A 12203-nucleotide genomic window follows, 5' to 3' on the forward strand; every position below is an offset into this window, starting at 1 on the left:
AGGTAAACATACCCATTGTTTCCCAAATCCTTTAGTTAAAAAAAGTTAAATACGATGGAAAGATCAATAAATGATATCTTTGCACATGATAAAATCAATGACTGGATATGGCCTGGCCACTACAGATTATAATAACGTAAGATTTATAGTCGAAATCAAGTCGCTAAACAGTAAGTTCCTGGAACTTAACCTCAAACTTCCGAGAGCTTTTTCAGACAAGGAGCTGATGCTGCGCAATTTATGTAGCAAAGATATCGAACGCGGCAAATCAAGTGTAACCATTACGATCGAACGCAGCGATGAAGCGCTTAAGGGAGCCGTGATAAATACCGTTCTCCTAACTCGCTATTATCAGCAACTGGAGAAACTCAACGCCGAACTAGGCGCAAACTCGGGCAATCTCTTTCAGACTGCACTGAATATGCCGGAGGTCATCAGCTACACCGAGGAGGACGCTGATGAGGGAGAGTGGGATATGCTACACGATACCTTTCTAAAATCGCTCGAACGCTTTCAGGAATTCAGAAAGACAGAAGGGCAGGTCCTCAAAGCAGATCTTGAACTCCGGATAAGGAACATTCTGCAGTTGTTCAGCCAGGTCGAAACGATTGAGCCGCTTAGAATCCCAAATATCAAATCGAGGCTCATGCAATATCTGGATGAACAGGTAGGTAAAGCTGGTGTCGACCAGAACAGGCTTGAACAGGAGCTGATCTATTACATTGATAAACTTGACATTACAGAAGAAAAGATCCGGCTGAAAAGTCACTGTGATTATTTTATCGAAACACTGAAGGCCCGGGATGCTAATGGAAAAAAGCTTGGCTTTATCTCACAGGAGATCGGCAGGGAAATTAATACCATGGGCGCCAAGGCAAACGATGCGCAAATTCAGCAACTGGTTGTAGGAATGAAAGAGGAACTCGAAAAGATTAAGGAGCAATTATTGAACGTACTGTGATGCAAGGCAAATTGATTATATTCTCTGCGCCATCTGGCGCCGGCAAAACCACTATTGTCAAACATCTCCTCGAGACATTCCCTGCCCTGAATTTCTCCATTTCGGCCACAACACGTGCGCCGAGAGGGGATGAGAAGCACAAACAAGATTACTATTTTATCAGTAAAGAGGATTTTTTACATCGCGTCGCTCTGCATGAATTCGTGGAATTCGAAGAAGTCTACAACGGCACTTTCTACGGAACACTCCGCAGCGAGATCGAGCGCATCTGGAGTTCCGGCAAACACGTAATTTTCGACATCGATGTAGAAGGAGGGCTGCGCCTTAAGCGAAAATATGAAGATAACGCACTGGCCATATTTGTCCAGCCCCCCTCACTCGAGGTACTCAAAGAGCGTCTTACAGGCAGGGGCACAGATAGTGCTGAAAAGCTCGCCGAGCGGTTCAAGAAGGCAGAGAAAGAACTTGGCTATGCAGACAAGTTTGACGTCATCCTCAAAAACTATGACCTTAAAGTCGCCTGTGCTGAGGCAGAGAAACTCGTAGGCGACTTTCTTAGTTAATCGCGAACCAATGAAAACGGGATTATTTTTCGGTTCCTTTAACCCCATTCATACCGGCCATTTGGTTATTGCCAATTATATGGCGGGATTTACCGGGCTGAAAGAGGTCTGGCTGGTCGTTTCGCCTCATAATCCGCTGAAAAAGCGAAGCAATCTGGCAAACATGTACGACAGGCTGGAGATGGCACGGCTGGCGACTGAAAATAGTGAGCAGCTCAAAGTCAGCGATATCGAATTCGGACTTCCCCAGCCCTCCTACACCATTGATACGCTAACATATTTAAAGGAACGCTACCCTGGAAAGGACTTTGTTCTGATCATGGGAGCAGACAACATGGCTTCTTTCAAAAAATGGAAGAATTACGAGCTTCTGCTTAGGGATTACCAGATTTTTGTGTATCCGAGGCCAGGAGCAGACCTGTCGGGGTGGAAAGGTCATCCCTCGGTAACGATAACCGATACACCTCAAATGGACATCTCATCTACCTTCATCAGGAATGCAATCAAAGAGGGCCGCAACGTACAGTTCTTTGTACCCGACAGTGTACTGGACTTTATAGACGGAAAACAGATGTACCGTTAGGTATTCCTGTAAATCAGAAAAATCGCCGGACGTTTGTGAAGGTCCGGTTTTTCCTTTCTCCACAGTGCAACCGACTGTGTTTTTATATATTCGCTTTCAGCGGTAAGGTCGCATGCTACACAAAGGGCAGTGCTGGGTTGACAGGTCTTCAGCACTTCTTCGAAAAGTTGATTGTTTCGAAAAGGGGTCTCTATAAACAGCTGCGTCTGCCTATTTCGCTCGGCGAGCTGTTCAAGTTCTCTGAGCTTTCTCGAACGCTGAGCCTTATCGATCGGCAGGTAGCCATGAAAAGTAAAGCTTTGCCCACTAAAGCCTGAAGCCATCAATGCAAGCAGTATAGAACTTGGCCCTACAAGCGGAACTACCCGCACGCCGCGTTTATGCGCTTCAGCAACAATGTCCGCCCCGGGATCAGCCACACCAGGACAGCCGGCTTCGCTCATAAGCCCTACATCTTTACCGGACAACAGTTGTTTAAAAAAGTTACCTACAGGGCTATTGCGGTTATGCTTTCCATAGTCGTGTATAATAAGTTGCTGCTGAGGCAGCCTAATTCCCGCCTCCTTAAGAAATTTTCTTGCCGTTTTTTCGTTCTCAACAATATAAGTATCAATACCGTTGATGGTATCGACCAGGTAAGGGGTAAAGGATTTCTGCGCTGCAGCATCGGCAAGGGGTACGGGAATCAGGAACAGTGTGCCTGGCTGGGTTTTATTCATGTAGCAAAAGAACTATATTTTAGGTACTTGAACTATTTTTCTGAGAATTTTTATGGAATCAGGACAAATAATGCATCCTGATATAACGTAAAGACGAGTTGAGTCGTCTCATCGAAACTAAATATTTTAAAAAGTTTGAACAACGAACTAATATTATGCTTTAACTACACTAGTCAATGTAATATTTCTCAGACAAATTAAACTTTGTCGCCATTTGGAACTCATATTGACATATAAAGAGCGTTAGGTAAATTAAACACACACACAAATGAACAACATGATCAAATTACCGGCAATCGTGCTGGGGCTACTGCTCCTGCTGACCGGCAGCACACAACAGGTTATGGCTCAGGACGAGGAGGTTTCGCTCCAATCCTTCTATGATGAGCTGTCACCTTACGGGACCTGGATCCAGGATCCGCAGTATGGCTATGTTTGGCGCCCCGATGTGGATCAGGGTGATTTCCGGCCATACTATACGAATGGACGCTGGGTGATGACCGAGTATGGTAACACCTGGGTTTCTAACTACGACTGGGGTTGGGCACCGTTTCACTATGGCCGCTGGGTATACAACCGCTATAATCAATGGATATGGATTCCGGATACAGTCTGGGGCCCCGCATGGGTAAGTTGGAGGAGCGGTGGCGGATACTATGGCTGGGCGCCCCTGGGGCCGGGTATGCATGTCAATGTCAACATAAATATTCCTTCGTTATGGTGGGTATTTGTGCCGCACAGAAACATTTATTACGATAGTTTCCCGAGGTACTATTCGCGAAGGAATGTAACGATCATAAACCGCACAACAATCATCAATAACACTTACGTCCGCAATAGCCGTACGTATTACAGTGGGCCCAGAGCTGCTGAGATAAGAAGATACACCGGCCGGGATGTAGATGTATATTCGGTAAACCGTACAAGCAGACCTGGAAGAAGCGGCATCACCGGAAGAAGTCTGGAGGTTTATACACCGTCACGAAGCAGTCGCGATAACGGTCGCACCGCAGCTGCCCCAAGAACCTCAGTAAGGGGGGAAGGATACACCGCAGCACGCCCCGACCGCAGTACACGCATCGAGGGTGGCGAGGGGTCATCAAGACCGCAGGGCAGGGAGACTATCTCCCGCGATAACGACCGCAGCGGACGGAGTGTTGAAGGCCGCAGCGCTGAAGGACGTGTGTCGAGAAACCGGAACAATGAAGTCCAGGAATCGAGGCCACAGCCGGCAGAGCAGCCGCGCGTAATGAGGCCGACACCGAATGAATCCCAGCCGGCACCGCAGCGTATCGAACGCCCCTCACGGCAGGAACGCCAGCCACAGGCACAGCCACAACGTCAGGAAAGACGTGTTGAGCCAAGGCAGCAGGCGCAGCCGCAACGGATTGAACGCACTGCGCCTTCCAGGAATTCTGAAAGCCGGGGAAGCCAGCAAGGGGGCGGAAGAGAACAATCTTCCCGCTCTTCGAGAGGTGGAAGAGGATAGAAGTCAGCTCGATAAATTAAACTGGTGTCCCTTAAAAAGACACCAGTTTTTTTTATCTTTGCAGCCTTTTGTCACAGGCTTAACCCTTTATGATCCATCCGGAAATAGAAAAACGTAAAACATTTGCCATCATCTCTCACCCCGATGCCGGTAAAACGACGCTTACTGAAAAGTTCCTGCTTTTTGGGGGAGCCATAAATACCGCCGGCGCAGTAAAGCGCAACAAGGCCAACCAGAGCAATACCTCCGATTTCATGGAAATTGAAAAGCAGCGTGGCATCTCGGTGGCAACTTCAGTGATGGGCTTTGAATACAGTGGCAAACGGATCAATATACTGGATACGCCCGGGCACAAGGACTTTGCAGAAGATACCTACCGGACTTTGTCGGCTGTCGACAGTGTTATCCTGGTGGTCGACTGTGTTAAAGGCGTGGAGGAGCAGACAGAGAAGCTGATGTCGGTTTGCCGCATGCGGAATACTCCAGTGATCATTTTTATCAACAAGATGGACCGGGAAGGTAAGGATGCATTCGATCTGCTTGACGAAATTGAAGATAAACTCAATATCAGTCTGTGCCCGCTTTCCTGGCCAATTGGCCAGGGCCATACATTCAAAGGGGTTTACAGCATCTATAATAAACACCTGAACCTTTTTGAACCGGATAAATCGAAAATCAGTGCTCCGGTTATAGAGGTGAGTGATCTGGACGACAAAAACCTGGTCAACTTTTTAAAGGAAAAGGAGCTGGATACGCTGAAGGGCGACCTGGAGCTTGTTGAGGGCGTTTATGGCGAACTGGATCAGGACCTGTATAAAGAAGGTCTGCTTGCCCCGGTGTTCTTCGGCAGTGCCATCAATAACTTTGGAATCAAGGAATTGTTGGACACCTTCATTACCATAGCACCAAGTCCGAAAAGCCGCGAGGCTGAACAGCGGGAGGTAATGGTCGAGGAGAAGAACTTCTCTGGTTTTGTCTTTAAAATCCACGCCAACCTTGATCCGAAACACCGCGACCGTATTGCTTTTCTCCGCATTTGCTCAGGTAAGTTCGAGCGCAATAAATTCTATTATCATACGCGCCAGGACAAAAAGCTGAAGTTTTCGAACCCGATGGATTTCATGGCGAACGAAAAAAGCATCGTGGAAGAGGCCTGGCCGGGCGACGTGGTAGGCTTGTACGACAGCGGAAACTTTAAAATAGGCGACACGCTGACCGAAGGCGAGAAACTCCAGTTTAAGGGCATCCCAAGCTTTTCTCCGGAAATATTCAAGGAGCTGGAGAACAGAGACCCGCTTAAGACCAAACAGTTGGAAAAAGGCATACAGCAGCTTACAGAAGAAGGCGTGGCGCAGTTGTTTATCATGCAGCCGGGCAACCGTAAGGTGGTTGGCGCTGTAGGGGAACTCCAGTTTGAGGTAATTGCATTCCGTCTTGAACATGAATACGGTGCTAAGGCTGCTTTCAGGATGCTGAGCTATACGCGATCATCCTGGGTTACGTCGACCGACAAAAAGAAACTGGAAGAGTTCCTGAAGCGCAAACAGCAGCATATCGGCGAGGACAAAGACGGCAATCCTGTGTTCCTGTCAGACAACGACTTTATGATCAGTATGACCATGCGCGATTATCCGGATATTCAGTTCCACAAGACCTCGGAGTTCAAATAGTTACACGCACCTAGGCAAGCAGCTCCTGGATAGCGTTATTAACCTTCTCAAAGCCAAACTGGGAAAGTACCTGGCCCATCATGCCTTCAATCTCCGCATTGCAGAGATTGCCCAGACTGCCCTCGTGCGTATGGCGCAGATCGGTATCTGGTTTAAAGCTGCCCTGTTCTATCGCTTCACCAACGATCTTGTAGGCCTCCCTGAAAGGCGTTCCTTTCAAAACCAGCTCGTTAACCACCTCTACGCTAAACAGGTAATCGTATTTTTTGTCGTTTAAAATGCCATCCTTGATGGAAATATGCTGCAGCATAAAGGCCGTCATCTCCAGGCATTCATTGAGCGATGTGATGGCTGGAAACAGGTTTTCTTTCAACAACTGCAGGTCGCGGTGGTAACCAGAGGGCAGGTTCGTAGTCATCATAGCAATCTCATTGGGCAATGCCTGTATCTTATTGCAGCGCGAACGGATCAGTTCAAATACATCCGGATTCTTTTTATGCGGCATAATGCTCGATCCGGTGGTAAGTTCTGCCGGGAAGCTGATGAAATTAAAGTTCTGGTTGATGAACAGGCATACGTCCATGGCCATTTTGGCGAGAGTTGCGGCAACCGAAGACATCGCCTGCGCGAGGATCCGCTCAGTCTTGCCCCTGCCCATTTGTGCATAGACCACATTGTAATTCAGCGTTTCAAATCCGAGCAGCGCGGTGGTCATCGTCCGGTTGAGCGGAAAGGAAGATCCGTATCCTGCTGCAGAGCCAAGCGGGTTTTTGTTGCAGACCTTCCAGGCGGCAAGCATCAGTTCCATATCGTCGACCAAACTCTCCGCATATGCACCAAACCACAAGCCGAAGGACGAAGGCATGGCAATCTGCAGATGCGTATATCCCGGAAGCAGCTTGTCTTTATGCGTATTGCCCAGTTCAATAAGTTTACCGAAGAGCAGCGCCGTGTTACCAACCAGCTGCTCTATACTGCTTCTGAAGAACAGTTTGAGGTCGACCAACACCTGGTCATTCCGTGAACGTCCGCTGTGAATTTTCTTGCCTGCCTCACCGATACGTTGAGTAAGCAGCCATTCCACCTGTGAATGCACATCCTCCACACTGTCTTCAATCTGGAATTTTCCGGCAAGGATATCGGCATATATCTGCTTCAATTCGCCTTGTACAAGCCGGAGATCCTCAGGTGTCATCAAGCCAATGCTTTCCAGCATCTGCACATGTGCCAGCGAACCGAGCACATCAAAAGCGGCCATCTGCAGGTCCAGCTCACGGTCTTGACCCACCGTGAAGGTTTCAATATCCTTGTTTACGTTTACGTTCTTCTGCCAGATCTTCATACCTCAAAAATACAATAAATTATAGCCAATCATTCTCCTGCCTGAATTACAGGCCCGAGCATCCTGATATACAGGTCAATTCCCTCGCTGATCTCGTCTACATAAATAAACTCATCTGCCATGTGCGAACGGCCGGAATCACCTGGGCCCACCTTTACCGAGGGGATACTGAGCAAGGCCTGATCGGAGGTAGTTGGGGAGCCGTAGGTTGTCCGCCCCAATGCGATGCCGGACCGGACAAGAGGGTGATCTTTGTCGATAGAAGAAGGCTTGAGCCGGATCGATCTCGGCTTAACATCGCAGTCTACATTGTTGCGGATGATCTTAAGAACTTCCTCGTTTGTGTACGCGTCTGTGACACGCACGTCAACCGTGAATGTGCAGGTCGCGGGCACCACATTGTGCTGCGACCCGGCGTTGATGATCGTGACGCTCATCTTCAGCGGCCCGAATACTTCCGAGACCTTCGAAAAGCGGTAGTTTCTAAACCATTCAATATCCTTAAGCGCTTTATAAATAGCATTATCGCCCTCCTCACGTGCAGCATGCCCGGCTTTACCGGTCGACGTGCAATCCAGGACAAGCAGGCCGCGCTCAGCGATCGCCAGGTTCATTTGCGTAGGCTCTCCTACGACCGCGAATTCGAGTTCGCCAAGATCAGGAAGCACAAGTTCCAGGCCGTTGTTTCCCGATATTTCCTCCTCGGCCGTAGTGGCCAGACAGATGTTGTACTTCAGATCTGCCCTATCATAATAAAACAGAAATGTCCCGATAAGCGAAACGAGACATCCTCCGGCATCATTGCTGCCCAATCCATATAATTTTCCGTCTTCCACCGCAGCATCGTAAGGATCGCGCGTATAGCCCGAATTGGGCTTTACCGTATCGTGATGGGAGTTCAGTAATAATGTGGGCCGGGCCGGATCGAAATGCTTGTTATATGCCCATACGTTATTTAGTTTCCTGTGGGTGCGGACACCGCGCTGCTGCAGGAACTGCTCTATAACATCGGCGGTCTTATCTTCCTCTTTGCTAAAAGACTGGATACGTATTAATTGCTTGAGCAACTCCAGGCATTCCGCCTGTATTTGTTCTATCATAAATGCTATTCTTTGGTGTATAAGGCGCCTGCTTTCTGGGCAGACAGCTTGATGCCTTTGATCAGGGATGAGCTGAACCCGTTATGTTCCATTTCGTTCAGTCCCGCGATGGTACAGCCTTTTGGCGAAGTCACTTTATCGATCTCCTGTTCCGGATGCGATGCCATTTGCAGGAGCAGATCGGCTGCACCTTTTGCAGTCTGAACAGCCATCTTCAGCGCCTCATCGGCATGAAAGCCGATCTCGACACCACCTTGTGATGCGGCGCGTATCGCTCTCAGAAAGAAGGCAATGCCACAGGCGCAGAGCGCGGTCGCAGAAGTCATTAGCTCCTCATTGATCCTGACTACCGAGCCCACAGTTTCAAACATACTGGTTACCTCAGCTATATTTGACGCAGTTGCGGAATCGCTGGCTACGCAAGTCATCGACTGTCCGATGGCTATGGCCGTATTCGGCATTGCTCTGATCACCTGCACCTCATCGCCGAGCTTGGCGCGGATATCGGCACAGCTTACACCGGAGGCAACAGAAATAACGACATGCCTGCTGGCGGAAATGACCGGCTGGATCTGATCGAGTAGTTGGTTTAACTGCTGCGGCAGTACGGCCAGCACAATGATCTCGGCGGCCTCGGCCGCCGCCGCATTGTCTGCACTTACCACAAAACCCTGCGCCGCAAATTCGCCCAGATGAGCAATATTACGTCTGGTCAGACTGATTTGCTCCGGTCGCGCATAGCTGGCTTTCACCAGGCCTTTGGCCAGTGAGATTCCGATGTTTCCGCTTCCGAGAATGGCGATATTGCCTGCAAATTTTTTCATCTGTTCTTATTTTGTTAACCGTGTTCCAAAGCCCTGCTGCGCCAAATGCGACAGTTCATCGGCCTTGCCTATATAAACATTGCTTACGCCGCTTTTAATGGCTTCAAAAGCGTTATGCAATTTAGGAATCATTCCTCCGGAAACAATGCCATCCTGCTTCAATCCTTCGAATTCATCCATTCTGATCTCAGATACCAGCGAATTATCATCGCCTATGTCGCGCATCACGCCCCTCTTCTCAAAGCAATAGATCAGCGATGTGTCGTATCGGGCCGACATAGCAACGGCTACTGCCGAGGCGATCGTGTCGGCATTGGTATTTAGCAGCTGCGAATCGCCGTCATGCGTGATCGCACAAAGCACGGGAACCATTCCGGCCTCGAGTAAGCTGCTCAACGCAGTCGCCGATACCGAACCTGCATCAAGATCGCCCACAAAACCATAGTCGATCTCCTTCACCGGACGTTTAACCGCTTTGATGACGTTACCGTCGGCACCAGTCATTCCTATCGCATTGCAGGCCCGGGCTTGTAGCTGGGCAACGATATTCTTATTAATCAGTCCTCCATAAACCATCGTCACGATCCGCAGTGTCTCAATATCGGTAATGCGGCGCCCATCCACCATCTTAGCCTCGATACCCAGGGAGTGACCCAGTTCGGTGGCAATCTTACCACCACCATGCACCAGTATCTTATCTCCCGGTAATGCGGTAAAGTCGGTCAGAAATTCATGCAGTTTTTCCGAATTGTCGATAACGTTTCCACCTATCTTAATGACGCTGAGCTGTTTCATATACCTTAAAGTTTTTCGAGCATTTGCTTTAAAACTGCCTGCGCTGCCCAGAGGCGGTTGCCGGCTTCATGGATTACCAGCGAGTTGGGCCCGTCGAGCACTTCGGCCGACAATTCCAGATCACGTCGGACGGGCAGACAGTGCATCACCCTGGCATCGTTGGTCGCCGTAAGCTTCTCATTGGTCAGCATCCAGCCCTCCGGATAAGGCAGCACCTTTCCGTAATCTTTATAGCTCGACCAGTTCTTCACATAGATATAGTCGGCTCCGCTGAGTGCTGCGTCCAGATCGTAACTGATCGCCGCACCTTTGCTGAAGTCCTCACTCAACTCATATCCTTCCGGCTGGGCGATCGTAAAATCGAGCATATCGAGTTCCTGCGCCTTGCACATCCACTCCGCAAACGAGTTTGGCACCGCCTGTGGCAATGCTTTAATATGCGGTGCCCAGGCAAGAACCACTTTCGGCTTGCCTGCGCCCTGCCAGGTTTCTTTGATTGTCACCAGATCAGCCAGGCTCTGCAAAGGATGCCGCGTGGCACTTTCCAGACTCACTACAGGAACTTTGCTATAGGCAATAAACTTGTTGAAAAAATCTTCACTGTAATCCTCTTCGCGGTCGGCCAGCTTCGGAAACGACCGTAGCCCGAGGATGTCACAGTATTGCCCCATTACCGCTGCAGCCTCACGGATATGTTCTACAGTGGTGCCGTTCATCACAACGCCATCCTGGGTTTCCAGAGCCCAGCCTTCTTTGTCCATGTTCATAACCATAACGCTCATGCCCAGGTTCAGCGCCGCTTTCTGGGTGCTAAGCCTGGTACGCAGACTAGGGTTCAAAAATACCAGTCCGAGTGTCTTGTTCTCACCAAGGCTTTTATGCACATAGGGGTTTTCCTTTAAAGCCAGCGCATCGCGGAGCAGCTTACCGATGTCTTGCACATCGTGTACGGAAGTAAATTGGTTCATCCTTTTAAAGCAAGTTTAAATTCGTTTAAAAAATGATCTGCCTGGGCCTTGCTAAGATTCAATGCAGGCAGCAGCCTGATCACATTGGGCTTAGCCTCTCCGGTAAAGATCTTATGCTTGAACAGCAGGTCTTTCTTTATGTTTGACAACGATTCAGGTAATTCTATCCCGATCATGAGTCCGCGTCCCCTCACCTCCTTTACGCCTTCTATCTTATGCAGTTCGGCGATCAGGTAACTTCCTATGTCCTCTGCGTTCTTCATCAGTTCGTCCTGCTCAATAACTTCGAGCACGGCAAGCGCAGCCGCACAGGCAAGATGGTTGCCGCCAAACGTTGTCCCCAGCATACCATGCCATGGCTTAAACTTTGGCGCTATGGAGATGCCGGCAACTGGAAAGCCATTGCCCATACCTTTTGCCATCGTATAGATATCGGCATTTACGCCTGCGTAATCGTGGGAATAAAAAAGCCCGGTACGGCCATACCCACATTGCACGCTGTCGGCTATATACACGGCATTGTACTGATCACAAAGCGAACGGATCTGTTGCAGGAAACTTACCGAAGCCTCCCTGATTCCGCCAACACCCTGAATACCTTCTATGATGACAGCAGCGATCTCGTTGCCGAATTCTGCGAAGGCTTTGGCCAGTGCACCTTCATCGTTATGCGGCAGAAACACGACGTTATCGGTTTCGTTGACAGGCGCAATGATCTTCGGGTTATCTGTGGCAGCAACCGCGAGGGATGTCCTGCCATGAAAAGCGCCTTTAAAGGCGACAATCTTTTTGCGGCCATTGTAAAACGAGGCCAGCTTCAACGCGTTCTCGTTTGCCTCTGCGCCCGAGTTGCACAAGAAAAGCTGGTAGTCTGTTTTACCGGAAACCTGGCCCAGCTTTTCAGCCAGCTGTACCTGGAGGGGAATCTGAACAGAGTTGGAATAAAAACCCACCTTATTCAGCTGATCTGTCAGTCGCCCTACATAATGCGGGTGTGTATGACCAATAGAGATCACGGCATGTCCGCCATACAGATCCAGATATTCTTGTCCCTCAGCATCCCATACGGTACTGCCCGAAGCTTTGGCTATTTCAATATTGTTTAAAGGGTATACGTCAAATAAATTCATGTTGTTGTCGTTAATGCCGGTTAAGGCGGATAAATAAATACAGAAAGGTCTTGTTGGCC

Annotated in this window: 12 protein-coding genes; 5 read left to right on the plus strand and 7 right to left on the minus strand. The window is 49.2% G+C overall.

The features are described 5' to 3' along the window. The first annotated feature begins 97 nt into the window (after positions 1 to 97). From QEP07_RS10420 to nadD, 3 genes are read left to right on the plus strand one after another with little or no spacing between them, the layout of a single operon-like run. On the plus strand, positions 98 to 961 hold the full coding sequence (locus QEP07_RS10420) for a YicC/YloC family endoribonuclease (protein ID WP_256007048.1): 864 nt from the start codon (positions 98 to 100) through the stop codon (positions 959 to 961). Further along, complete coding sequence (gmk, locus tag QEP07_RS10425; RefSeq protein WP_285010021.1) at positions 961 to 1524, plus strand: guanylate kinase; 564 nt, start codon at positions 961 to 963, stop codon at positions 1522 to 1524. The genes QEP07_RS10420 and gmk overlap by 1 nt, the downstream gene beginning before the upstream one ends. A gap of 10 nt (positions 1525 to 1534) precedes the next feature. Next, positions 1535 to 2107, plus strand: coding sequence for a nicotinate (nicotinamide) nucleotide adenylyltransferase (nadD, locus tag QEP07_RS10430; RefSeq protein ID WP_285010022.1), 573 nt, complete (start codon positions 1535 to 1537; stop codon positions 2105 to 2107). Here the strand turns inward: nadD and QEP07_RS10435 are convergent. Beyond that, positions 2104 to 2826 carry an SAM-dependent methyltransferase gene (locus tag QEP07_RS10435; RefSeq protein ID WP_285010024.1) on the minus strand — a complete coding sequence of 241 codons (723 nt, stop codon included), beginning with the start codon at positions 2824 to 2826 and terminating at the stop codon, positions 2104 to 2106. The two genes, nadD and QEP07_RS10435, sit on opposite strands and share 4 nt — an antisense overlap. A gap of 268 nt (positions 2827 to 3094) precedes the next feature. Between QEP07_RS10435 and QEP07_RS10440 the strand changes: the two genes are divergently transcribed. Together QEP07_RS10440 and QEP07_RS10445 are read left to right on the plus strand one after the other, a co-directional pair. Then, positions 3095 to 4315, plus strand: a complete 1221-nt coding sequence (locus QEP07_RS10440) for a DUF6600 domain-containing protein (protein ID WP_285010025.1) — start codon at positions 3095 to 3097, stop codon at positions 4313 to 4315. 89 nt (positions 4316 to 4404) lie between these two features. Beyond that, positions 4405 to 5985 (plus strand): peptide chain release factor 3, encoded by a 1581-nt coding sequence (locus QEP07_RS10445; protein ID WP_285010026.1) that lies wholly within the window; start codon positions 4405 to 4407, stop codon positions 5983 to 5985. A 10-nt stretch (positions 5986 to 5995) separates the two neighbouring features. Here the strand turns inward: QEP07_RS10445 and argH are convergent, their stop codons facing one another. Genes argH through QEP07_RS10475 form a run of 6 tightly spaced genes read right to left on the minus strand, consistent with a single transcriptional unit; the run spans position 5996 to position 12144 of the window. Further along, positions 5996 to 7327 (minus strand): argininosuccinate lyase, encoded by a 1332-nt coding sequence (argH, locus tag QEP07_RS10450; protein WP_285010029.1) that lies wholly within the window; start codon positions 7325 to 7327, stop codon positions 5996 to 5998. A 29-nt stretch (positions 7328 to 7356) separates the two neighbouring features. Beyond that, positions 7357 to 8427 (minus strand): M20 family metallo-hydrolase, encoded by a 1071-nt coding sequence (locus QEP07_RS10455; protein ID WP_285010030.1) that lies wholly within the window; start codon positions 8425 to 8427, stop codon positions 7357 to 7359. 5 nt (positions 8428 to 8432) lie between these two features. Next, positions 8433 to 9251: a pyrroline-5-carboxylate reductase gene (gene proC / locus QEP07_RS10460; protein ID WP_285010032.1), complete on the minus strand. Its 819-nt coding sequence runs from the start codon at positions 9249 to 9251 to the stop codon at positions 8433 to 8435. Between the two features lie 6 nt (positions 9252 to 9257). Then, positions 9258 to 10046: an acetylglutamate kinase gene (argB, locus tag QEP07_RS10465; protein ID WP_285010033.1), complete on the minus strand. Its 789-nt coding sequence runs from the start codon at positions 10044 to 10046 to the stop codon at positions 9258 to 9260. A 5-nt stretch (positions 10047 to 10051) separates the two neighbouring features. Further along, positions 10052 to 11014 carry a Rossmann-fold NAD(P)-binding domain-containing protein gene (locus QEP07_RS10470; RefSeq protein ID WP_285010034.1) on the minus strand — a complete coding sequence of 321 codons (963 nt, stop codon included), beginning with the start codon at positions 11012 to 11014 and terminating at the stop codon, positions 10052 to 10054. Then, the gene (locus tag QEP07_RS10475; RefSeq protein ID WP_285010035.1) at positions 11011 to 12144 is read right to left on the minus strand and encodes an aspartate aminotransferase family protein; all 1134 of its coding nucleotides are present in this window, start codon (positions 12142 to 12144) and stop codon (positions 11011 to 11013) included. Before QEP07_RS10475 ends, QEP07_RS10470 begins: the two co-directional genes overlap by 4 nt. Between the last annotated feature and the right edge of the window lie 59 nt (positions 12145 to 12203).

It is taken from the genome of Pedobacter faecalis (genome assembly GCF_030182585.1).
In the GTDB taxonomy this organism is placed as follows: domain Bacteria; phylum Bacteroidota; class Bacteroidia; order Sphingobacteriales; family Sphingobacteriaceae; genus Pedobacter; species Pedobacter faecalis.

Coding starts and splice junctions, on each gene's coding strand:
- QEP07_RS10440 (WP_285010025.1), top strand. CDS start 3,095: ATGAACAACATGATCAAATTACCGGCAATCGTGCTGGGGCTACTGCTC.
- nadD (WP_285010022.1), top strand. CDS start 1,535: ATGAAAACGGGATTATTTTTCGGTTCCTTTAACCCCATTCATACCGGC.
- proC (WP_285010032.1), bottom strand. CDS start 9,251: ATGAAAAAATTTGCAGGCAATATCGCCATTCTCGGAAGCGGAAACATC.
- QEP07_RS10435 (WP_285010024.1), bottom strand. CDS start 2,826: ATGAATAAAACCCAGCCAGGCACACTGTTCCTGATTCCCGTACCCCTT.
- QEP07_RS10420 (WP_256007048.1), top strand. CDS start 98: ATGACTGGATATGGCCTGGCCACTACAGATTATAATAACGTAAGATTT.
- QEP07_RS10445 (WP_285010026.1), top strand. CDS start 4,405: ATGATCCATCCGGAAATAGAAAAACGTAAAACATTTGCCATCATCTCT.
- gmk (WP_285010021.1), top strand. CDS start 961: ATGCAAGGCAAATTGATTATATTCTCTGCGCCATCTGGCGCCGGCAAA.
- QEP07_RS10475 (WP_285010035.1), bottom strand. CDS start 12,144: ATGAATTTATTTGACGTATACCCTTTAAACAATATTGAAATAGCCAAA.
- QEP07_RS10470 (WP_285010034.1), bottom strand. CDS start 11,014: ATGAACCAATTTACTTCCGTACACGATGTGCAAGACATCGGTAAGCTG.
- QEP07_RS10455 (WP_285010030.1), bottom strand. CDS start 8,427: ATGATAGAACAAATACAGGCGGAATGCCTGGAGTTGCTCAAGCAATTA.
- argH (WP_285010029.1), bottom strand. CDS start 7,327: ATGAAGATCTGGCAGAAGAACGTAAACGTAAACAAGGATATTGAAACC.
- argB (WP_285010033.1), bottom strand. CDS start 10,046: ATGAAACAGCTCAGCGTCATTAAGATAGGTGGAAACGTTATCGACAAT.